At 67.2% G+C, this 19,734-nt stretch carries 15 protein-coding genes and 1 pseudogene; 7 read left to right on the forward strand and 9 right to left on the reverse strand.

The window, feature by feature from the left end; all coding sequences use genetic code 11:
• Nucleotides 1-26 precede the first annotated feature (26 nt).
• Both H681_RS00850 and H681_RS00855 read left to right on the forward strand, forming a co-directional pair.
• Entirely contained in the window at nt 27-932 is a 906-nt protein-coding gene (locus H681_RS00850; protein ID WP_015474942.1) for a TauD/TfdA dioxygenase family protein, read from the forward strand.
• Between the two features lie 154 nt (nt 933-1,086).
• Entirely contained in the window at nt 1,087-1,977 is an 891-nt protein-coding gene (locus tag H681_RS00855) for a TauD/TfdA dioxygenase family protein (RefSeq protein WP_015474943.1), read from the forward strand.
• Nucleotides 1,978-2,051: 74 nt separating this feature from the next.
• Here the strand turns inward: H681_RS00855 and H681_RS00860 are convergent, their stop codons facing one another.
• From H681_RS00860 to H681_RS00875, 4 genes are all read right to left on the reverse strand, one after another.
• A complete protein-coding gene (locus H681_RS00860) occupies nt 2,052-3,410 on the reverse strand; it encodes an 8-oxoguanine deaminase (RefSeq protein WP_015474944.1) in 1,359 nt (452 codons plus the stop codon).
• Nucleotides 3,411-3,690: 280 nt separating this feature from the next.
• Nucleotides 3,691-4,374, reverse strand: coding sequence for an SDR family oxidoreductase (locus tag H681_RS00865; protein WP_015474945.1), 684 nt, complete (start codon nt 4,372-4,374; stop codon nt 3,691-3,693).
• A 316-nt stretch (nt 4,375-4,690) separates the two neighbouring features.
• On the reverse strand, nt 4,691-5,998 hold the full coding sequence (locus H681_RS00870) for an MFS transporter (RefSeq protein WP_015474946.1): 1,308 nt from the start codon (nt 5,996-5,998) through the stop codon (nt 4,691-4,693).
• Between the two features lie 324 nt (nt 5,999-6,322).
• Nucleotides 6,323-7,120: an AraC family transcriptional regulator gene (locus tag H681_RS00875; RefSeq protein WP_086009585.1), complete on the reverse strand. Its 798-nt coding sequence runs from the start codon at nt 7,118-7,120 to the stop codon at nt 6,323-6,325.
• A 77-nt stretch (nt 7,121-7,197) separates the two neighbouring features.
• Here H681_RS00875 and H681_RS00880 point away from each other — a divergent pair, with 77 nt between their 5' ends.
• The 4 genes from H681_RS00880 (at nt 7,198) to H681_RS00895 (ending at nt 11,515) form a co-directional block, all read left to right on the forward strand.
• The gene (locus tag H681_RS00880) at nt 7,198-8,814 is read left to right on the forward strand and encodes a gamma-glutamyltransferase family protein (protein WP_015474948.1); all 1,617 of its coding nucleotides are present in this window, start codon (nt 7,198-7,200) and stop codon (nt 8,812-8,814) included.
• Nucleotides 8,815-9,283: 469 nt separating this feature from the next.
• Nucleotides 9,284-10,120, forward strand: coding sequence for an outer membrane protein OmpK (locus H681_RS00885; protein WP_015474949.1), 837 nt, complete (start codon nt 9,284-9,286; stop codon nt 10,118-10,120).
• Nucleotides 10,121-10,259: 139 nt separating this feature from the next.
• Entirely contained in the window at nt 10,260-10,928 is a 669-nt protein-coding gene (locus H681_RS00890) for a TetR/AcrR family transcriptional regulator (RefSeq protein ID WP_015474950.1), read from the forward strand.
• Nucleotides 10,925-11,515: an IMPACT family protein gene (locus H681_RS00895; RefSeq protein WP_015474951.1), complete on the forward strand. Its 591-nt coding sequence runs from the start codon at nt 10,925-10,927 to the stop codon at nt 11,513-11,515. Before H681_RS00890 ends, H681_RS00895 begins: the two co-directional genes overlap by 4 nt.
• 460 nt (nt 11,516-11,975) lie before the next feature.
• On the opposite strand, the gene H681_RS27160 is transcribed toward H681_RS00895, so the two are convergent.
• The 5 genes and pseudogenes from H681_RS27160 to xdhA form a co-directional block, all read right to left on the reverse strand.
• Nucleotides 11,976-12,713 (reverse strand): methyl-accepting chemotaxis protein, encoded by a 738-nt coding sequence (locus H681_RS27160; protein WP_442961269.1) that lies wholly within the window; start codon nt 12,711-12,713, stop codon nt 11,976-11,978.
• A gap of 177 nt (nt 12,714-12,890) precedes the next feature.
• Nucleotides 12,891-13,904: pseudogene (locus H681_RS27165) on the reverse strand (cache domain-containing protein); the annotation flags it as partial.
• A gap of 109 nt (nt 13,905-14,013) precedes the next feature.
• Nucleotides 14,014-14,850 (reverse strand): xanthine dehydrogenase accessory protein XdhC, encoded by an 837-nt coding sequence (gene xdhC / locus H681_RS00905; RefSeq protein ID WP_015474953.1) that lies wholly within the window; start codon nt 14,848-14,850, stop codon nt 14,014-14,016.
• 2 nt (nt 14,851-14,852) lie between these two features.
• Complete coding sequence (xdhB, locus tag H681_RS00910) at nt 14,853-17,384, reverse strand: xanthine dehydrogenase molybdopterin binding subunit (RefSeq protein ID WP_015474954.1); 2,532 nt, start codon at nt 17,382-17,384, stop codon at nt 14,853-14,855.
• Nucleotides 17,377-18,801, reverse strand: a complete 1,425-nt coding sequence (xdhA, locus tag H681_RS00915; RefSeq protein WP_015474955.1) for a xanthine dehydrogenase small subunit — start codon at nt 18,799-18,801, stop codon at nt 17,377-17,379. The genes xdhB and xdhA overlap by 8 nt, the downstream gene beginning before the upstream one ends.
• Before the next feature lie 350 nt (nt 18,802-19,151).
• Here xdhA and ahpC point away from each other — a divergent pair, with 350 nt between their 5' ends.
• Nucleotides 19,152-19,715: an alkyl hydroperoxide reductase subunit C gene (ahpC, locus tag H681_RS00920; protein ID WP_015474956.1), complete on the forward strand. Its 564-nt coding sequence runs from the start codon at nt 19,152-19,154 to the stop codon at nt 19,713-19,715.
• The last annotated feature ends 19 nt before the right edge of the window (nt 19,716-19,734 follow it).

Raw genomic sequence — 19,734 nt, forward strand, 5'->3', positions numbered from 1 at the left:
CATTGCCACAGCAAGAGGACTTCGACATGAGCAACGCAGCACACGCCATACCGCAACAGCGCATCGAACTCGACATCCATCCGGTGGCCGGCCGCATCGGCGCCGAAATCCGTGGCGTGACCCTTTCCGGCGATCTCGACGCCGCCACTGTCGAGGCGATCCAGGCCGCCCTGGTGCAGCACAAGGTGATCTTCTTCCGAGGCCAGGGACAGCTCGACGACGCGGGCCAGGAAGCCTTCGCCCAACGGCTCGGCGATCCGGTGGCGCACCCTACCGTGCCGGTGGAGGAGGGCACCCGTTACCTGCTGGAGCTGGACGGCGCCCAGGGCCGACGCGCCAACTCCTGGCACACCGACGTGACCTTCGTCGAGGCCTATCCCAAGGCTTCGATCCTGCGCAATGTGGAGGCGCCCGAGGCCGGTGGCGACACCGTGTGGGCGAACACCGCGACCGCCTACGACGACCTGACGCCGGAACTGAAAGTGCTGGCCGATTCGCTCTGGGCGGTGCACAGCAACGAGTACGACTACGCCGGCATCCGCCCGAACGCCGACCCGGCACGCCTGGAGGAATACCGCAAGGTGTTCACCTCGACCCTCTACGAGACCGAGCACCCGGTGGTGCGGGTACACCCGGTCAGCGGCGAGCGGACGCTGCTGCTGGGGCACTTCGTCAAACGCCTCAAGGGACTGTCGCAGCACGACTCGGCGCACCTCTTCGCGGTGCTGCAGAGCCACGTCACCCGCCTGGAGAACACCGTGCGCTGGCGCTGGCAGTCGGGCGACGTGGCGATCTGGGACAACCGCGCGACCCAGCACTATGCCGTGGACGACTACGGCACCCAACCGCGCATCGTGCGCCGCGTGACCCTGGCCGGCGACGTGCCGGTGGGCGTGGACGGGCAGCGCAGCCGGACGATCAAGAAGGTCTGACGCTTCACCCAGAGCCCCTCACCCCAACCCTCTCCCAGAGGGAGAGGGGGCCGTCCGATGCAGCGGGATATTCCGTCGCACTGGACTACTCCCTCTCCCCTTGGGAGAGGGTTGGGGTGAGGGCCGCACGGCACGCACTTACAGGAACGTACCCATGAGCCAATCCGCCGCCCTCAGGCAACCCACCCCCGAACCCTTCGCCATCGTCCCCCTCGACGCCCCGCTGGGCGCCGAAGTGCGCGGCCTGGACGCCCGCGAGCCGCTGACCCCGGAGCAGATCCTGGCGATCAGGCAGGCCCACCGCGACCACCACATCCTGATCTTCAAGCACCAGCAGCTCGACGACGAGCAGTACCTGCGCTTCGCCACTCTGTTCGGCGCGGTGTTCCAGCCGCCGGCGGACGTGCCGGTGCTGTCCTCCGGCGCCGACGGCAAGGCGCCGGACATCGTCAGGGTGGCCAATACCGGCGACGGCGAGCTGGGCAACTTCGCCCTGCCGGCCCACGTCGATCACCAGTGGACGCCGGTGCCGTCTTCCGGCTCCTTCCTCTACGCGCTGGAGGTGCCCAGGACCGGCGGCGAAACCCTGTTCACCAACCTGGCTCGTGCCTACGCGACGCTGGACGAGGCGACCCGCGCCGAGATCGACCCGCTGCGCCTGATCAACTACAACCCGTTCATTCGCCTGAAGAGCGGCGGCTACAACGGCCACTTCGTGCGTTACCGCACGCCGGACATCGAGCCGATCCAGGGCACCGAGCACCCGCTGGTGCGCACCCATCCGGAAAGCGGCAGGCGCGTGCTGTTCCTCTCGGTGCACACCGAGGTGGAAATCCCCGGCCATGATCCGCAGCAGGGCGCGGTGCTGATCGAGCGGTTGCGCGAGCACCTGCAGCGGCCGGAGCTGAGCTACACGCACCGGTGGGAAGTGGGCGATATCGTCTGGTGGGACAACCAGGCCACGCTGCATGCGCGCAACGCGTTCCCGGCCAGCGAGCGGCGGCGCCTCAAGCGAATCAGCCTGAGTGGCAGCCGACCTTTCTAAAAGGGCAATGAGGCGCGGGGGAACGGTCGGCGCCCCATCCGCCAACCGTTCCCCCGCGCCTCACCATTTTCGCCTTAGAGCGTGCCGAGCAGCTTGCGCGCGGCCTGGGTGTGGTCGGCGATCAGGCGCTTGAGGTCGAGGCCTTCGACTTCGCCGTCGATGACCCGCCAGGTGCCGCCGATCATGATCCGGTCGGCCTTGTCGGCGCCGCACAGCAGCAGTGCCGACAGCGGATCGTGGCTGCCGGAGAAGCGCAGTTCGTCGAGCTTGAACAGCGCCAGGTCCGCCTGCTTGCCCACCGCCAGTTCGCCGATGTCGCTGCGGCCGATGAGCCTGGCCGAACCCTTGGTGGCCCAGCCCAGCGCGCGTTCCGGGGTGATCTGTTCGGCGCCATAGCGCAGGCGCTGGATGTACAGGGCCTGGCGGGCTTCGAGGATCATGTTGGAGGCGTCGTTGGAGGCCGAGCCGTCCACGCCGATGCCCACCGGCGCGCCGGCTTCTTCCAGGGCCACGGTCGGGCAGATGCCCGAGGCCAGGCGCATGTTCGAGCTGGGGCAGTGGCAGACGCCGGTGCCGGCTTCGCCCAGGCGACGGATTTCCTCGTCGTTGAAGTGGATGCCGTGGGCCAGCCAGGTGCGCGAGCCGAGCCAGCCGACGCTGTCCAGGTAGTCCACGGTGCGCTGGCCGAAGCGCTGCAGGCAGAAGTCTTCCTCGTCGAGGGTTTCGGCGAGGTGGGTGTGCAGGCGTACGTCTTCGCGCTCGGCCAGCTCGGCGCTGGCGCGCATGATTTCCGGGGTGACCGAGAACGGCGAGCAGGGCGCCAGGGCGATCTGCACCTGGGCGCCGTCGCCGCGCTGGTGGTACTCGCGGATCAGCCGCTGGCTGTCGTCGAGGATGGCTTCGGCGCTCTGCACGGTCTGCTGCGGCGGCAGGCCGCCGTCGGCCTCGCCCAGGCTCATGGAGCCACGGGTGAGCATGGCGCGCATGCCCAGTTCGGTGACCACGCCGGCCTGCACGTCGATGGCCTGCTCCAGGCCATCGGGGAACAGGTAGTGGTGGTCGGCGGCGGTGGTGCAGCCCGACAGCAGCAGCTCGGCCAGGGCGACCTTGGTCGCCACCGCCAACTGGTCGGGGGTCAGGCGCGCCCACACCGGGTAGAGGGTCTTCAGCCAGGGGAACAGCGGCTGGTTCACCACCGGCGCCCAGGCGCGGGTGAGGGTCTGGTAGAAGTGGTGGTGAGTGTTGATCAGGCCGGGAGTCAGTACGTGCTGGCTGGCATCGAAGGTCTGCTCACAGGGAGCCTTGGGCTGCTGGCCGGCGGCGACCAGTTCGACGATGCGGCCGTCCTGCACGACGATGCCGCCACGGGCGTCCTGATCGTTGGCAGTGAAGACGGCGAGCGGGTTGCGCAGCCAGAGACGGGTAGAAGGCATGAGTGATTCCTCGTTGGGCGGAGCCGCCGCGTGAGGCGAGCCGGCTCCTGTATTGAGAGAGCCAGCTCAGTGTTAACCCTGTCTGCTGATCCAGGTGCGCTTGGTGCTACCGAGCGGTTCGCTGCGCGTCGGCCATGCGGCGTTGGCGATCGTCGGGAAATGCTCATTGACTGGAGTCAACTGCGCTTTCCCGCCAACCGCCGCCTTGCCTGGCTCTAGCTCGCAGAACCTGACGTCGGAGTCAAGTGAGGGCTCATGGTAGCCGTATCGGGGCGGTTCGTCACCAGTCGATCGTCGTCCCCTGGTAGTCCAGGTAGAACTGGCCGCCACGGCCGGCGTGGCCTTCGACCTGATCGGCGAGGCCTTTCACGCTGGTCGGAACATCCAGCGGCGCGGCTTCGCCGCCCATGTCGGTGCGCACCCAGCCGGGGTGCAGGTTGAGCACGGTGAGGCCGGTTTCACCCAGTTCGCCGACGAAGCTGCGGGTCAGCGAATTGAGCGCCGCCTTGCTCGCGCGGTACAGCGCCATGCCGCCGGACTCGTTACCGGCGACGCTGCCCAGCTCCGAGGTCATGAAGGCCAATACGCCGCGCTCGCCATCGATGCGCGGCAACAGGCGCTCGGCCAGGCGCAGCGGCGCCACGGCGTTGACCATGAACAGCTGGCCGATGTCGGCCAGGTTGGCATCGATGGCCGACTGGTGCGCCGGGCCGTAGATGCCGGCGTTGATGAAGACCAGGTCGAAGCGCGCGCCGGCCAGGGTTTCGGCGAGGCGGTCCTGGGAGTGGATGTCATCCAGCAGCAGCGCTTCGACGCGCACCGGCAGGCCGGCCAGGTCGCCGGGGTGGGCGGCGTCGCGCACGGTTGCGGTGACGTCCCAGCCTCGGCCGAGCAGCTCGCGCACCAGGCCCAGGCCGAGGCCACGCGAGGCGCCGATGATCAGGGCGGATTTCGGGGTGGTCATGGCAGCCTCCAGCGGTTTGACGGAATCGGGAAAGAATAACCCACAGTGCGGGAGGGCATTTGCTTCCTGTAGGAGCGAGCTTGCTCGCGAACCGCCCAGCGCCAGCGTGGCCGGGGAGCTCTGTTCGCGAGCAAGCTCGCTCCTACGAAAAGCGAAAAGCGAAAAGCGAAAAGCGAAAAGCGAAAAGCGAAAAACGAAAAGCGAAAAACGAAAAGCGAAAAACGAAAAGCAGAAACGACAAGGCCCGGCATTGCGCCGGGCCTTGTGGATAAAACGCCCCGGAGAGTGTGCGCCGGGGCCTGGGCAAGGAGCCCAATCAGTCGGTGACGATCTTCGAGTGCTTCTGGGTGTCCTTCATGGTCACGTACACCAGCAGCGAGCAGGCGATGCACGCGGTGACGTACCAGTAGAAGCCGCTCTCCATGCCGATGCTCTTGAACCACAGCGCCACGTACTCGGCGGTGCCGCCGAAGATGGACACGGTCAGCGCGTACGGCAGCCCCACGCCCAGGGCGCGGATCTCGGTGGGGAACAGTTCGGCTTTCACCACGGCGTTGATCGAGGTGTAGCCGCTGACGATGACCAGCGCGGCCATGATCAGGAAGAACGCGCCCCACCAGGTGTCGATGCTGTGCAGGGTGCTGAGGATCGGGTAGGTGAAGATCGTGCCCAGCACGCCGAAGGCGATCAGGATCGGACGACGGCCTATCTTGTCCGATAGTGCGCCGACGATGGGCTGCAGCAGCATGAACAGGAACAGGGTGGCCGCCGAGATCATGGTCGAGTCGCTCTTGCTCATCCCCACCGTATTCACCAGGTACTTCTGCATGTAGGTGGTGTAGGTGTAGAAGGCCAGGGTGCCGCCCATGGTCAGGCCGACCACGGTGAGCACTTCCTTGGGATGGCGCATCAGCGAGCGCATCAGGCTTTCCTTGGGCTCTTCCTTCTTGGTGGTGAAGGACTCGGTCTCTTCCATGCCGCGACGCAGGTACATGGCGGTTACCGCGCACAGCGCACCGATGAAGAAGGGCACGCGCCAGCCCCAGCTTTCCAGCTGCTCGACGCTCAGGGTCTGTTGCAGCACGATCAGCACCGCCAGGGCGATGAGCTGGCCGGAGATCAGGGTCACGTACTGGAAGCTGGAGAAGAAGCCGCGCTGCTCCTTGTTGGCCATCTCGCTCAGGTAGGTAGCGGAAGTGCCGTATTCGCCGCCGACCGACAGGCCCTGCAGCAGGCGCGCGAGCACCAGCAGGATCGGGGCGCCGACGCCGATGGTTTCATAGCTGGGGGTCAGGGCGATGATCAGCGAGCCGAAGCACATCAGCAGGACCGAGGCCAGCAGCGCCGCCTTGCGGCCCTTGCGGTCGGCGTAGATGCCCATCAGCCAGCCGCCGATCGGGCGCATCAGGAAGCCCACGGCGAAGATCGCGGCGGTGTTCAGCAACTGGGCGGTCATGTCGCCCTGGGGGAAGAACGCCTTGGCGAAATACAGCGAGAAGGCGGCGTAGACGTACCAGTCGTACCACTCGACCAGGTTGCCTACCGAGCCGCTGAAGATCGACTTGATGCGCTGGGAAGTCGTACGGGGGGCGGCAGAAGCGGAGACGGCGCTTGCGCTATCCATGGGTATTCCTCTTGTCGTTGTTGTCGTCAGGCGTGCGGACTACGGGTTACGTCACGCCGGCGCGCCGCGAGGGCGGCGCAGTGTCGAGGGCGATAGCAGACAGCGTGCCAAGGCGCGAAAGCCGCGTGGTAGAAGGGCTCCGGCGTTTCGAGAGGGTATTTGGGCAGGCGAAGGAATGCCGATGGGCGAGGGTGGTGAGCGGAAATCCGCCGACGCAGGAGCCTGTAGGAGCGAGGGGGACGCCTGGTTCTTGCTCGCGAACGCATTCTGCCGGTGGTTCCCGTGCTGTGCGATTCGCGAGCGAGCTCGCTCCTACAAAAGCGTTCAGCGCTGCCGGAACAGATCCCCGGGTGTAAACCCGAACAACCCCTTGAACGAGGCGATATAGGCCGAGGTCGAGTCATACCCGCAATCCAGCGCCGCGGTGGTGACGCTGTCCCCGGCCTCCAGCGAGCCGAGGGAGGCGAGCAGACGCTGGCGCTGGCGCCAGAGGCGGAAGGTCATCCCGGTTTCGCGCTGGAACAGCCGCGACAGGGTCTTCTCCGACGTGCCGATGCGCTGCGCCCAGTCGCCCAGGGTCTGGCTGTCGGTGGGGTGCTCGATCAGCGTCTGGCACAGTTGCAGCAGTCGGCCTTCCTGCGGCATCGGCAGGGAGAAGGCGACTTCCGGCAGGGTGCGCAACTGGTCCAGCAGCACCTCCACCAGCCGCGACTCGGCGCTGTCGCCCTGGGGATAGTCCACCGGCAGCTCGCAGAAACTCTTGATCAGCTCGCGGGCCAGCGGCGTCACCTCCAGCACCCGGCAGCGGTCCGGGGCCCAGTCGCAGGCGTCGTCGCGGATGTACAGGCTGCGCATTTCGGCCTGGGTCGAGGTCACCACTTCATGGTCGAGGTAGGCGGGAATCCAGATCGCCCGCTGCGGCGGCGCGAAGAAGCTGCCCTCGGCGGTATGCACGCCGAGCACGCCGGTAATGGCGTAGGACAGTTGCACCCAGGCGTGATGGTGCTTGCTGGTCCAGGAGCCCGCACGCAGCCGCTCGGCGCGGGCATAGACCGGCCGTGGCAGGCGTTCGAGCACCGGGATCAGGCGTTGCAGTTCGGGAGCTTGTCCTTTCATCGGTATATCTTGAGCGTATGTCGATAGCTGACAGAGTCTGGCAGGGCTACCCTGCCGCCTCAAGCCGTATCCGGAGGACGCCGATGCTCAGTTTTTCCGCCCAGGAATATCCCTATCCCTCGCAGCGCTCGCTGGTCTTTGGCCGCCGTGGGATGGTCGCCACCTCGCAGCCGCTGGCGGCGCAGGTCGGGCTGGACATGCTCAGGCGCGGCGGCAACGCCATCGATGCGGCCATCGCCACGGCAGCGGCCTTGACCGTGGTCGAGCCCACCGGTTGCGGCATCGGCGGTGACGCCTTCGCCCTGGTCTGGGTGAAGGACCGGCTCTACGGCCTGGATGCCAGCGGCCACGCGCCGCAGAAGCTGAGCATCGAGGCGGTGCAGGCCGCCGGCCATTCGAAGATGCCGCTGTACGGCTGGACTCCGGTGACCGTGCCGGGCTGCCCGGCGGCCTGGGCGGAGCTGTCGCGGCGCTTCGGCCGCCTGCCGTTCGCCGAGCTGCTGGCGCCGGCCATCGAGCTCGCGCGCGATGGCTTCCCGGTGTCGCCGGTGATCGCCGGCCTGTGGCAGGGCGGCCTGGACAAGTTCCGCGCGGCGCGGCCGCAGCATCCCGAGTTGCAGACCTGGTTCGACGAATTCCTCCTCGACGGCCGCGCGCCTTTCGCCGGCGAAATCTTCGCCAATCCGGCCCAGGCCGATACCCTGCAAGCCCTCGCCGACAGCCAGTGCGAAAGCTTCTACCGGGGCGATCTCGCGCGCACCCTCGCCGCCCATGCCGAGCGCAGTGGCGGCTATCTGCGCGCCGATGACCTGGCGCTCTACCAGCCACACTGGGTCGAGCCGATCTCGCTGAACTACCGTGGCTACGACGTCTGGGAAATCCCGCCCGCCGGCCAGGGCCTGGTGGCGCTGATGGCGCTGAACATCCTCAAGGGCTTCGACTTCGGCGACCGCGACAGTCCGGAAACCTGGCACCGCCAACTGGAGGCGATGAAGCTCGCCTATGCCGACGGCCGCGCCTACATCGGCCAGCCGGACTGCATGCGCGTCAGCGTGGCCGATCTGCTCAGCGACGACTATGCCGCCCGCCGCCGCGCGCTGATCGGCGCGCGGGCGCTGGAGCCGCATCCGGGCAAGCCGAAGTCCGGCGGCACCGTGTACCTCGCCACCGCCGACGAGGAGGGCAACATGGTCTCCTTCATCCAGAGCAACTACCACGGCTTCGGCTCCGGCGTGGTGGTGCCCGGTACCGGCATCGCGCTGCAGAACCGTGGCGCCGAGTTCAGCCTCGATGCGCAGCACGTGAATGGCCTGAAACCGGGCAAGAAGACCTTCCACACCATCATCCCCGGCTTCCTCAGCAAGAACGGCGTGCCGCTCGGCCCGTTCGGCGTGATGGGCGCCTACATGCAGCCGCAGGGGCACGTGCAGATGGTGATGAACCTGGTCGATTTCGGCCTCAACCCGCAGGCCGCGCTCGACGCGCCGCGCTGGCAGTGGCTGGGGGACAAGCGCGTGGGCATCGAATACCACGCGCCGCGCAGCCTGGCGGCGGTGCTGACGCGCCGTGGCCACCACGTCGAAGTGGCCCATGACCTGACCACCTATGGCCGTGGCCAGATCGTCCTGCGCGATCCGGTGAGCGGCGTACTCTGCGCTGGCACCGAGCCGCGCACCGACGCGCACATCGCCGTCTGGTAAGGCACCGCCCGGCGGCCTGGCGCAATCTTCAGGTGTGGCGCCGGGCCGCCTCTGGCATCATTCGCGCCCGGAAAAACGCGTGGCCTTTCCCGGTGGCAACTGTGTAGATTTCCCACAGAAGAGTTGTATACATATTTTGTTTTGATTCGTTTCAACACAAAATTGTCATGTATCCAATTTCTCTTCCGGCGATCGCTCATGCCTGCGCTGAACGTGGTGATGTCGACTCGAAATCGGACAAAGTTGTCTTCCGGGTCAGGAAATGGCTGACCCAGAGCCGGTCGAGAAGTGCCCGCCGTCCACGCGGGATCCACGCAGAAAGCACGGATCGATCGACGATCCGACATAAAAATGGAACGCCCGGTCAGGTTTGGCGCCAATCTTGCTTTCCCAGGCCAGACCTGACTTACGGGACAGGTTCCGCTGACAACTAAAAATGTAATTCGACTGCACTGATTAGGAGCAACGCATGACTCGCACTCTCGCATCCCTGCTGTTCGCCAGCGGGCTGCTGGCGGCCGGCCAAGCCACGGCTGGCGGTGAAGACCTGACTCCGGCTCCGGCCGTCAACGACGGCCCGCTGATCTGGCACAACGAAAGCCTGACCTACCTGTGGGGCAAGAACTTCAAGGTAGACCCGCCGATCCAGCAGACCTTCACCCTCGAGAGCGCGAGCGGCTGGACCTGGGGCGACATCTGGTTCTTCGTCGACCAGATCAACTACAACGGCAAGGAAAGCGCCGTCAACGGCAAGAACACCTACTACGGCGAGTTCAGCCCGCGCCTGTCCTTCGGCAAGCTCACCGGCACCGACCTGTCCCTCGGCCCGATCAAGGACGTGCTGCTGGCCAGCACCTACGAGTTCGGCGAAGGCGATGTCGAGTCCTACCTGCTCGGCCCGGGCTTCGACCTGGCCCTGCCCGGCTTCGACTACTTCCAGCTGAACTTCTACTACCGCAAGCCCGACGGCAACCGCGTACCGTCCGGTGCCTGGCAGATCACCCCGGCGTGGGCCATCACCATCCCGGTGGGCAACTCCGACATCCTGTTCGACGGCTTCATGGACTGGGTCGTCAACAACAAGGACGCCAGCTCCAGCGAGCGCGGCCAGAGCGACTACCACGCCAACCTGCACTTCAACCCGCAGATCAAGTACGACCTGGGCAAGGCCATGGGCTACGAGGCCAAGCACCTGTACGTGGGTATCGAGTACGACTACTGGTCCGACAAGTACGGCATCAAGGATTCCCAGTACTTCACCACCGACCAGAACACCATGAGCGCACTGGTCAAGTACCACTTCTGACGGCTCGTCGGGCCCCGCCAGGCGGCGGGGTCCGCGTTCCTTCCCCGGCGCGTCGCCGATTTTTCTCCGGCGAGCGCTTGAATCGCCCGCCCCGGCTGGGTTATCCATGCTGCGCCCCCCGTAGACGTGGACCTGCCACATGACCCTCCAAGTGCCCGCCCATACCGCCCAGAACGGTGAGAAGCCCGCCGGCCGCATTCGCCAGAAGAACGAAGAAGCCATCCTCGCCGCCGCCGAGGAGGAATTTGCCCGTCACGGCTTCAAGGGCACCAGCATGAACACCATCGCCCAGCGCGTCGGCCTGCCCAAGGCCAACCTGCACTACTACTTCAGCAACAAGCTGGGACTGTACGTGGCGGTGCTGAGCAACATCCTCGACCTGTGGGACAGCACCTTCAACCATCTCACCGTGGACGACGACCCGGCCATCGCACTGGCGGCCTACATCCGCGCCAAGATGGAGTTCTCCCGCCGTTACCCGCAGGCCTCGCGGGTCTTCGCCATGGAAATCATCAGCGGCGGCGAATGCCTCTCCGAGCATTTCAGCCAGGACTACCGCGCCTGGTTCGCCGGCCGCGCCGCCGTGTTCCAGGCCTGGATCGCCGCCGGCAAGATGGATCCGGTCGATCCGGTGAACCTGATCTTCCTGATCTGGAGCAGCACCCAGCACTACGCCGACTTCGCCACCCAGATCGCCTTCGTCACCGGCCGCAAGCGCATGTCCAAACAGGATTTCGGCGACGCCGGCGACAACCTCATCCGCATCATCCTCAAGGGCTGCGGGCTGACGCCGCCGGCGACGGCATGAGTTTCACCCTCGCCGCGCCCGCCCTTTACCAGGAAGAGATCCGCAAGAGCCGCTTCCACTGCGTCGCCGCGCCGATCGCCAGCGAGGCCGAGGCCCAGGCCTTCCTCGCCGCGCACCGCGACGCCAGCGCCGGGCACAACTGCTGGGCCTGGAAGCTGGGCAACCAGTACCGCTTCAGCGACGACGGCGAGCCCGGCGGCACCGCTGGACGACCGATGCTGGTGGCCATCGAGGGGCAGGACATGGACCGCGTGGTGGTCATGGTCAGCCGCTGGTTCGGCGGCATCAAGCTCGGCACCGGCGGCCTGGCCCGCGCCTACGGCGGCTGCGCGGCGAAATGCCTGCAGGACGCGCCGCGCGTGGAGCTGGTGCCCAGCAGCCGGCTGACCTTCGAGTGCAGTTTTGCCGAGCACGCGCTGTTCAAGGCACGGCTGCTGGCGCTCGGCGCGGTCATAGAAGACGAGGCCTACGGCGCCGCCGGCGTACGCCTGACGCTGAACCTGCCGACCGCCCAGGTCGCCGCCCTGCAACGGCTGCTCGGTGACCTCAGCCGGGGTCGTATCCAGGCCGGGTCGCTGGACGCCTGAGGCTTCTCCCCAGTCGCCGTGGAGCCGCCTGTGGATAACCTGTGGCTCGCCTCCGCTTGTGCCGATGAATCGTGGCTCCGGCTGTCCTGCTCAATTTTTGAGCAAAAGCGCCATCGAGAGCTGAGCATTATTTGAACAAGTTGTGGAAAAGCTGTTGGCAACTTTCGCCGGTTTTTCCTGTTCGGAGGCTGTCGGATTATTCAGTGGATTTATGCAGTCCCCGCAGCGCCTGGGCTCGGGCCTTGCAGGCGAGTATTGCGGGGCGGTGGAGAACTCGGTGTAAAAGCTCTGAACAATCTGTGAGTAGTCTGTGAGCTGTAAGGCCGCGATAGTCACCACGGCGGGGCGGTGATCGAACGCCGCAGCGCGTCGCCGGCGGCAAAGCGTGCGTCGGGATGTACCGCCAGGCTGTTGATAACTTTGGGGAAAAAGCGCCGGAGCGGAGGCCGGCGCCGGGGGCCTACAGGCGGAATTGCGCCATCTGCCGCGCCAGGTCGTCGGCCAGGGCGCGCAGCTCGCGGCATTGCTCGCTGCCGTGCTGCACCTCGCGGGTGGTGGCGTGGGCGAGGTCGGCGATGCCCTGCACGTTGCGGTTGATCTCCTCGGTCACCGCCGATTGCTCCTCGGTGGCCGTGGCGACCTGGTGGTTGATATCGCTGATGCGTTCCACCTGGTCGGCGATGGCGCCCAGCGAGGCGCCGGCCTGTTCGCTGGCGGCCAGGCTCTGGCCGGTGACCTGCTGGCCGGACTGCATCGAGCGCACGGCGGTGTCGGCGCCGTCCTTGAGGCGCTGGATGATGGCGAGGATTTCATCGGTGGAACCCTGGGTACGGCTGGCCAGGGTGCGCACCTCGTCCGCCACCACGGCGAAGCCACGGCCCAGCTCGCCCGCGCGCGCCGCTTCGATGGCCGCGTTGAGGGCGAGCAGGTTGGTCTGTTCGGATACGCCGCGAATCACCGCCAGCACCTGGTCGATACTCGCCACCTGGTCGGCCAGTTGGCCCACCGCGCCGGCGGCCTCGCCGATCTCGCCGGACATGCGCTGGCCGAGCTGCAGTGAGCCGTCGACCACCCGCCGCGCCTCGCCGGCTTCGTCCCGCGCCTGCTGCGAGGCGCTGGCCGCCTGTTCGGCGTTGCGCGCGATTTCCTGCACGGTGCTGCCCATCTCGTTCACCGTCGTGGCGACCATGTCGGTCATCTCCTGCTGGCGGCCGGCGCGCTCGGCGGTGTTGTCCACCACCTGCGCCACTTCGCCGACGGTACGCAGCAATTGCTGGCTGGTGGCGAGCACGGCGCCGATCAGCGCGCGCTGGCCTTCGAGGAAGCGGTTGAAGCCGCGCGCCAGGTCGCCCAGTTCGTCGGTACGGCTGTCGTCCAGGCGGCGGGTGAGATCGCCGCCACCGCCGCCGATTTCCAGCAGCGCGCCGGTGACCTGGCGGATCGGCTTGACCAGGCTGCGTGCCATCAGCACCACCAGCGCCAGGCAGAGCAGCGCCACCACGGCACCGGCGAGGCCCGAGAGCGTCAGCGCCTCGCGGGCGTCGGCGTAGATTTCCGCTTCCGGCACTTCGCTGACCAGGGTCCAGCCCAGGTCGTGCAGCGGCAGGCTGGCGGCGAGGAAGGCCTCGCCGTCGCGCTCGAAGCGGGCGCTCTGGAAGTCGTGCCGACCCAGCAGCGCGGCCGCGACCTGCGGGCCGACCAGGTCGTCGAGGGTGCGGCCCTTGGGCAGCGTCGGATCGGGATGGATCTGCACCTGGCCGTCGTTCTTCACCAGGTACACCCGGCCGGACTGGCCGAAGCGGAAGTCGCGGATCAGTGCCGACAGCTCGCGCATCTCCAGGCCCAGCCCGGCGATGCCCAGCAGCTTGCCGTCGCGCTCCACGCGCTGGTCGATGAACAGCGCCAGCTCGCCGGTGCCGCCGTCGGTGTCGATGTTCCAGATGCGCGGCTTGCCGCTGTCGATGAACTGGAAGTACCAGCTGTCCTTCGGCTCGCTGCGGCTCAGGATGCGCTCCTTGCCCTTGTCGCTGTAGTAGGCGCCGCTGGCGTTGGCGGCGATCAGCGCGGAGAAGGCCTTCTGCGAGGCGCGGATGCCGCCCAGGTAGCGGGTGAACTCGGCCAGTTGCTCGGGGCTTTCGCCGCCGGCCAGCCAGTCCTGCACCAGGGGGTTCTCGGCAATGCCGGAGGCAGCGGTGATGGGGCCAGTGAGGCGCCGTTCGAAGTCGTTGGCGATTGCCTGGATGCTTGCCGGCAGCGCCTGTTCGAGCAGGTAGCGCTCGCTCAGGCGGTTGACCAGCACGGCATACAGGCCGAGGACGATGAGCAGGCTGATCAGCAGGGCGGCGCCCATGCTGAGGATGAGTTGGGTCTGGATACTTCGCAGGCGCATTTTCTTGTTCTCCTCCGAACGCACGGCGAATCGCCCGCTATGGGAGGCGGGCGAAGAGACGGGGTCAGGAGGTTATCGGCCGGGCCGCGGAAAACTGTTGTCCAGCTGGTCAGCTTTTTGTCGACTCGCTGCACAGCGCGGTCCAGGCGACGCCTTCGCGCGTCCGGCGCGGCGGTGCGTCCTGGTGATAGCGGGCGATGACCTGGGCGGCGATGGAGATGGCGACTTCCAGCGGACGTTTGCCGGGCACTTCGGCCAGGCCGATGGGGCAGTGCAGTTGCGCGATGGCTTCCGCTGGATAACCGTGCTGCTCCAGGCGCATCCGGAAGCGCTGGGCCTTGGTGCGCGAGCCGATCATGCCGAGGAAACCGGCGTCGCCGCGCTTGAGCACGGCTTCGGCGAGGGCGTAGTCGAGCGGGTGGTTGTGGGTCATGACCAGGAAGTAGCTGCCTGGCGGCGCTTCGCTCACCGCGTCTTCCGGCTCGTCGAGCAGGCGCATGCGTACGCCCTCGGGCACCGTTTGCGGAAACTGGGCCACGCGGCTGTCGACCCATTCCAGGCGCAGCGGCAAGCCCGCCAGCAGCGGCGCCAGGGCGCGGCCCACGTGGCCGGCGCCGAACAGCAGCACCTGTGGCCCGCGCGCGGCGAAGCACTCGAACAGCAGGCTGGCGCGTCCGCCGCAGCACTGGCCCAGGCGGGGGCCGAGGGGGAAGTGCTCCAGCGCCTGCGCATCCTGGCCGGCCAGCAGGAGCTTGCGTGCGTGCTCGATGGCGGCGAACTCCAGGTGACCGCCGCCGATGGTGTCCACCGTGGTCTCGGCGGTGACCAGCATCTTGCTGCCGGACTCGCGCGGGGTGGAGCCCTGCACGCCGACCACGGTGACCAGCACATAGGGCTCGGCGCTGTCGCGCAGGCGGGCGATGGCGTCCATCCAGGTTCGGGTCATGGCTAGGGTTCCTGGGTCGAGTTGGGTGTGGGCGGGTTTCCCTTCACCCCAGCCCTCTCCCCTAGGGAGAGGGGGCTTTCCGCTGCAGTGGTCACGGTCGGCGCGTCGTCCTCTGCCGCAGTTTCCGGCTGACTCTGTGGGGCCGCTTCACGCCGAACGGTCCCCTCTCCCTCTGGGAGAGGGTTAGGGTGAGGGCGCTCTTGCTCCGAACGGCGCAAAGCTTCGCAAGCCCACAGCACCCGCTCCGGCGTCGCCGGCGTATCCAGGTCCGGGCTCACCCGGTAATCCGCCAGGCTGGCGATGGCATCGCGCAGCGCCGACCACACCGAGATCGCCAGCATGAGCGGCGGTTCGCCCACGGCCTTGGACAGGTACACGCTGTCTTCCTCGTTGGGACGGTCGAACAGTGCCACGCGGAAGTCCTCGGGCAGGTCGCTCACCGCCGGAATCTTGTAGGTCGCGGGGCCCACCGTGAGCAGCCGCCCCTGATCGTCCCAGCGCAGCTCCTCGGTGGTCAGCCAGCCCATGCCCTGGACGAAGCCGCCCTCGATCTGGCCGATGTCGATGGCCGGGTTCACGCTGCGGCCGACGTCGTGGAGGATATCCACCCGCTGCACGCGGTATTCGCCGGTGAGCGTGTCCACCTCCACCTCGGACACCGCCGCACCATAGGCGAAGTAGAAGAACGGGTGACCCTGGCCCTTCTCGCGGTCGTAGAAGATTTTCGGTGTGCGGTAGAAGCCGGTGGCGGAGAGCTGGATGCGCGCGAAATAGGCATCCTGGATGACTTCGGTGAAGCCCAGGTGCCGCGCCCCGACGGTCACGCCGCCGTGCTCGAAGCGAATCTCCTGCGGCTTCACCCCATCGCGCTCGGCGAGGAAGTCGATCAGCCGTTTCTTCAACGTACGCGCCGCGTCGCGGGCGGCCATGCCGTTCAGGTCGGTGCCGCTGGAGGCGGCGGTGGGCGAGGTGTTGGGCACCTTGTCGGTGCGCGTCGCGGTGATGTGCACCTGGTGCAACGGCACCTGGAATTCCTCGGCGACGATCTGCGCGACCTTGGTGTTCAGGCCCTGACCCATCTCGGTGCCGCCGTGGTTCAGCTGGATGCTGCCGTCGGTGTACAGGTGGACCAGCGCGCCGGCCTGGTTGAGGTGCTGCGCGGTGAAGGAAATGCCGAACTTCACCGGCGTCAGCGCCAGGCCCTTCTTCAGCACCGGACTGGCGGCGTTGAAGGCGCGGATCTGCGAGCGCCGCGCGGCGTAATCGCTGCTCTGTTCCAGCCGCGCGATCAGCTCGCCCAGCAGGTTGTGCTCGACCTTCTGGTGGTAGGGCGTCAGCTCACACCCGGCGCCGCCGTAGAGGTTCAGCTTGCGCACGTCCAGCGGGTCCTTGCCCACCGCGCGGGCGATGTCGTCCATCGCGCGCTCGATGATCATCATCCCCTGCGGTCCGCCGAAGCCACGGAAGGCGGTGTGCGAGACGCTGTTGGTGAAGCTGCGGTAGCCGGAGATGGCGACGTCGGGGATGAAGTAGGCGTTGTCGGCGTGGAACATCGCGCGGTCGATGATGGCGTCGGAGAGGTCCGGCGAATGGCCGCAGTCGCCCACCACTTCCAGTTGCGCGGCGAGCAGCCGGCCGGTGTCGTCGAAGCCGATCCGGTAGCGGTTGTGGAAGGGGTGGCGCTTGCCGGTCAGGCGCATGTCCTCGGCGCGCGGCAGGCGCAGCTTCACCGCGCGGCCGGTCTTGTGCGCGAGCAATGCGGCGAGGCAGGCGAAGGGCGCGGCCTGGGTTTCCTTGCCGCCGAAGCCGCCGCCCATGCGCCGCACTTCCACCGTGACCTTGGCCAGCGGAATCGCCAGCACTTCGGCCACCAGTTTCTGCACCTCGCTGGGGTGCTGGCTGGAGGTGTGCACCAGCATGCCGCCATCGTCGGTCGGCAGCGCCAGGGAGGCCTGGCCTTCGAGGTAGAAATGCTCCTGGCCGCCAACGAACTGGCGGGCCTCCAGCACATGCGGCGCGGCGGCCAGCGCGGCCTCGGCATCGCCCCGGCGCATGTAGTGCGGCGGGCGCACGAAGCACTCCTCGGCCTTGGCCCGCAACGGATCGAGCAGCGGGGCCTCCCTGGCATATTCCACCTTCGCCAGGCGCGCCGCGCGGCGGGCCTGGACCAGGCTCTCGGCGGCGACGGCGAACAGCGCCTGGCCGTGGTACTTCACGCGCTCGCCGGCCAGCAGTGGGTCGCCGGGGAATACCGGGCCGATATCGGTGTGGCCGGGCACGTCAGCCAGCGTCAGCACGGCGACCACGCCCGGCGCGGCGCACACGGCATCGAGGTCGAGGGCGAGCACCCGGCCGCAAGCGATCTCGGTCAGGCCGACGGCGGCGTGCAGCAGTTCGCGCGGCTCCTTGAGGTCGTCCACATAGCGCGCCGCGCCGCTGACGTGCAGCGTCGCGCTGTCGTGTTCGCGGGGCTGTCCCGCGCTGTGTACGGCGACCGTCACGCCGTTGCCGGCTAGCGGCGGCAGACTACGCATGGCGCACCTCCGCAGGGCGTTCGGACTCTTCCAGTAATGCGCGTTGCAAGAGGTTCTGCGCCACCTTCAGGCGATAGGTGGCGCTGGCGCGCAGGTCGTCGATGGGCTGGAAATCCCGGGGGATCGCGGCTTGCGCGGCGGCCACGGCGGCGGCGTCGAAGGGTCTGCCGCGCAGCGCCGCTTCGGTCCGTGCACCGCGTAACGGCGTGGCCGCCATGCCGCCGCAGGCCAGGCGCGCATCGGTGACGATGCCGGCGGCGTCGAGGTCCAGGCGCAGGGCCATGCACAGGGCGGAAATGTCGTCGTCGCGGCGCTTGGAAATCTTGTCGACGCGGAACCGCTGGTGGGCGCGCAGGCGCGGGATCAGCACCGACTCGATGTACTCGCCGGGTTGCAGGAGGGTGCTGCGGTAACCGATGAAGAAGCCGTCGATGGACACCTCGCGCACGGCCCCCGCCTTGCGCAGCCGTAGCCGCGCATCCAGCGCCAGCAGCACCGGCGGCATGTCGCCGATGGGCGAGGCGTTGGCGATATTGCCGCCGAGGGTTCCGCGCTGGCGGATCTGCAGGGAGCCCAGGCGCTCCAGCAGGGCGCCGACGCCGGGGAATTCCTCCAGTGCTTCGAGGCAGTCGGCATAGGGGCGCGCGGCACCGATCAGCAGGTGCGCGGGATGGGTTTCCAGGCGCTGGAGTTCGGCGACATGGTCGAGGTGAATCAGCGCCGGGAAGGGCTTCAGGTTCTGCGTGGCCTCCAATGCCAGGTCGGTGCCGCCGGCGATCAGCCGTGCCTGTGGATGGCGTTGCAGCAGGTCGTCCAGTTCATCCAGCGAGGTTGGCAGCCAGGCCTGTTGCGCGCCGTCCTGCAGAGTGCCGGCGGCAGGCAGTTCGCGCAGGCGGGCGAGCGTCAGGCTGGCGTTCCGCGCGAAACGGTCGGCGCAGGGTTGCGCGGCGATCTGCGTGGCGGCATCGAGGATCGGCCGGTAGCCGGTGCAGCGGCACAGGTTGCCGGACAGCGCGGTCAGCGCCGTCTCGCGGTCGTGGGGCGGCGGCGAGTGGCGCCAGGCGAACAGCAACATGACGATCCCCGGCGTGCAGAACCCGCATTGCGAGCCGTGGCAGTCCACCATCGCCTGCTGCACCGGGTGCAGCGCGCCGCCCTCGGAGAGGTGTTCGACGGTCAGCACCTGGCGCCCGTGCACCGCGCCGAGCAGGGTGATACAGGCGTTCACCGCGCGGTAGCGCAGCGACTCGCCGTCAGCCTCGACCAGCACCACCGTGCAGGCGCCGCAATCGCCGGAGGCGCAGCCCTCCTTGGTGCCGGTACGGGCCAGGTGGTTGCGCAGGTAGTCGAGCAGGCTGGTTTCCGGCGCCGCGCCGTCGGCCCGGATCAGCTCGTCGCCCAGCAGGAACTGGATCATGGGGAGTCCTCGTCGTCGGGCGCCGGCGCCCTCAAGGCAAGCATAGGCTCGCGGGGCTTTTTGACCAGATAGCCAGGAATGACCAGGACGCAGGGCGTACAACGCGCGTTGCGCGGTCGGCGCCGAGGTTGGGCCCGGAGTGCGCTGCGCCCCTGCTCCCGCGCAGGATGCGGAGGCCAGGATTGATAGGAAACTTCTTCCTTATATATATCTATTGATAGATACACTCAATCTAGATGATGCCCTAAATCAATGGGCCTTTCCTGTCATCAGGCGATAATCTTGCCCCTGTCGAATTTCAACTGATCGACCACTCGATTAAACGACAACTCTCTACGAGGAATTGCCTAATGAACCTGATCAACACCGCCGTTCAACCGTTCAAGGTCAACGCTTTCCACAATGGCAAGTTCATCGAAGTCACCGAAGAGTCCCTCAAGGGCCACTGGTCGGTTCTGATCTTCATGCCGGCAGCCTTCACCTTCAACTGCCCGACCGAGATCGAAGACGCGGCCAACAACTACTCCGCATTCCGTGACGCCGGTACCGAGGTCTACATCGTTACCACCGACACCCACTTCTCCCACAAGGTGTGGCACGAAACCTCCCCGGCCGTGGGCAAGGCTCAGTTCCCGCTGATCGGCGACCCGACCCACCAGCTGACCAACGCCTTCGGCGTACACATCCCGGAAGAAGGCCTGGCGCTGCGCGGCACCTTCGTGATCAACCCGGAAGGCATCATCAAGACCGTCGAAATCCACTCCAACGAGATCGCTCGTGACGTCGGCGAAACCCTGCGCAAGCTGAAAGCTGCCCAGTACACCGCCGCTCACCCGGGCGAAGTCTGCCCGGCCAAGTGGAAAGAAGGCGAGAAGACCCTGGCTCCTTCCCTGGACCTGGTCGGCAAGATCTAAAAACGGCTGGGAAGCTGTT

Origin of the sequence: Pseudomonas sp. ATCC 13867, assembly GCF_000349845.1 — a bacterium.
GTDB lineage: Bacteria > Pseudomonadota > Gammaproteobacteria > Pseudomonadales > Pseudomonadaceae > Pseudomonas.